Here is a 2,033-nt window from a genome sequence, read left to right on the forward strand (position 1 = left end):
CTCGAGGTCGTCCACGAAGAACGACACGTCGCCGAGCGTCGCGGACATGAGCAGGAACTGGGCGCGCGGCAGCTCGAGCAGCGGCACCTGCCACGCCCAGCCGCGCTGCGGGTCGGCGTAGAAGTGGAACTCGTCCATCACCACCTGGCCGACGTCCGCGCCGGGCCCCTGCCGCAGCGCCTGGTTGGCCAGGATCTCCGCCGTGCAGCAGATGATCGGCGCGTCCGGGTTCACCGCGGAGTCGCCGGTCATCATGCCGACGTTCGCGGAGCCGAACGCCTCGACCAGGGCGAAGAACTTCTCGCTCACCAGCGCCTTGAGCGGGGCGGTGTAGTACGTGCGCCGGCCCTGGGCCAGCGCCACGAAGTGCGCCGCGGTGGCGACCAGCGACTTCCCGGAGCCGGTCGGCGTCGACAGGATGACGTGCGAGCCGGTCACCAGCTCCAGCAGCGCCTCGTCCTGGTGCGGGTAGAGCGCCAGGCCCTGGTCGGCGGCCCAGCCGGTGAACGCCTCGTACAGCGCGTCGGGGTCCTGGGGGTTCGCGGGGACGCGGTCGGCGAGGGTCCGGCGGTCGGTGGGGGGCACCGGCCGATCCTTCCACGCTTCGGCGGCCCTACAGTGGGCGACCATGAGCGACGCCCCCAGCAGCACCCCGCCCGCCGTGGAGATGTGGACGGACGGCGCCTGCAAGGGCAACCCCGGCGTCGGCGGCTGGGGCGCGCTGCTCCGGTCGAACGGGCACGAGCGCGAGCTGTTCGGCGGCGAGGCCGTCACCACGAACAACCGCATGGAGCTCACGGCGGTGATCGAGGGGCTGAAGGCGCTCAACCAGCAGTGCCGCGTGGACCTGCACGTCGACTCGCAGTACGTGATGCAGGGCGTGACCAAGTGGATCGCCGGCTGGAAGCGGAACGGCTGGCGCACCGCCGACAAGAAGCCGGTGAAGAACCAGGACCTGTGGCAGGCGCTCGACGAGCAGGTCGCCCGGCACGCGATCTCCTGGCACTGGGTCAAGGGCCACGCCGGCGACCCGGGCAACGAGCGGGCGGACCAGCTGGCGAACAAGGGCGTCGACGAGGTGCGGGCGGGCTGAGCCGCGCCCGGAGCCGACGCCGGGCCGGGCGCGGGCAAGGCCTGCTCCCCGCGGCTGGTCCAGACCAGTTACAGTCGGACGCGTGCCCACCGCCGGGCACGATCCCGCTCGCACCGGAGGTCAGGCATGGAACGGTCCGTCGTCGTCGCCATCGCGGAGGGCCTGCACGCCCGCCCCGCCGCCCTGTTCGTCGCGGAGGCCGGCAAGCAGCCGGTGCCGGTCACCGTCCGCAAGGGCGACGCCGCCCCGGTCCAGGCCGCCAGCATCCTCGGGGTGATGACCCTGGGCGCCGCCGCGGGCGAGACCGTGGTGCTGTCGACCGAGGCCGACGGCCCGGACGCCGAGGCCAGCCTGGACGCGCTGGAGAAGTTCCTCAGCCAGGTCGAGATCGCCTGACGCGTTCCCGGAACGCACGAGTGGAGCGTTCTGCCGAGACACGCCGCGCGTGTCGGGCAGAACGCTCCACTCGTCTCCGGCCGGGTGACCTCCGGCGTCAGGCGGGGGTCTCGCCCGAGGTGCGGTCGCCCGGGCGCCGGCCCGGGTCGTCCGCGCGGGACTCCACCCGGGCGGCCGGGACCGACGCCGTCGCCGGCGCCTCCGCCGGGACGGTGTCCGCGGCGGCCGTGACCTCGTCGCCCGCGCCCTCGGCGACGGGGTCGTCCTCCCGGCCCGGGGTCTTGAAGTTGAACTTCAGGATCATGAACCGGAACAGGAAGTAGTAGATGACCGCGTAGGCCAGGCCGATCACGATGATCAGCAGGGGCTGCTCGGCGATCCGGAAGTTCAGCAGGTAGTCGATGGCCCCCGCCGAGAACCCGAACCCGCTGCGGATGTCGAGGGCGTTCACCAGGGCCAGCGAGGTGCCGGTGAGCACGGCGTGGATCGCGTACAGCGGGTAGGCCACGTACACGAACGCGAACTCGAGCGGCTCGGTGACGCC

The 2,033-nt window shown here is 72.7% G+C and carries 3 protein-coding genes and 1 pseudogene; 2 read left to right on the top strand and 2 right to left on the bottom strand.

Annotated elements, in window-relative coordinates; all coding sequences use genetic code 11:
* On the bottom strand, nucleotides 1-630 hold a 630-nt coding region (locus tag VER05_RS09725), incomplete at its 3' end, for a DEAD/DEAH box helicase (protein ID WP_414647599.1).
* On the opposite strand from VER05_RS09725, the gene rnhA reads away from it, so the two are divergent.
* Together rnhA and VER05_RS09735 are read left to right on the top strand one after the other, a co-directional pair.
* On the top strand, nucleotides 629-1,093 hold the full coding sequence (gene rnhA, locus VER05_RS09730) for a ribonuclease HI (RefSeq protein WP_324845164.1): 465 nt from the start codon (nucleotides 629-631) through the stop codon (nucleotides 1,091-1,093). The two genes, VER05_RS09725 and rnhA, sit on opposite strands and share 2 nt — an antisense overlap.
* Nucleotides 1,094-1,219: 126 nt before the next feature.
* Nucleotides 1,220-1,489: an HPr family phosphocarrier protein gene (locus VER05_RS09735; RefSeq protein ID WP_324845165.1), complete on the top strand. Its 270-nt coding sequence runs from the start codon at nucleotides 1,220-1,222 to the stop codon at nucleotides 1,487-1,489.
* Nucleotides 1,490-1,586: 97 nt separating this feature from the next.
* On the opposite strand, the pseudogene VER05_RS09740 reads toward VER05_RS09735, so the two are convergent.
* Nucleotides 1,587-2,033 (bottom strand): annotated as a pseudogene (locus VER05_RS09740) (hypothetical protein); the annotation flags it as partial.

Source organism: Cellulomonas sp. (genome assembly GCF_035634735.1).
In the GTDB taxonomy this organism is placed as follows: Bacteria; Actinomycetota; Actinomycetes; order Actinomycetales; family Cellulomonadaceae; genus Cellulomonas.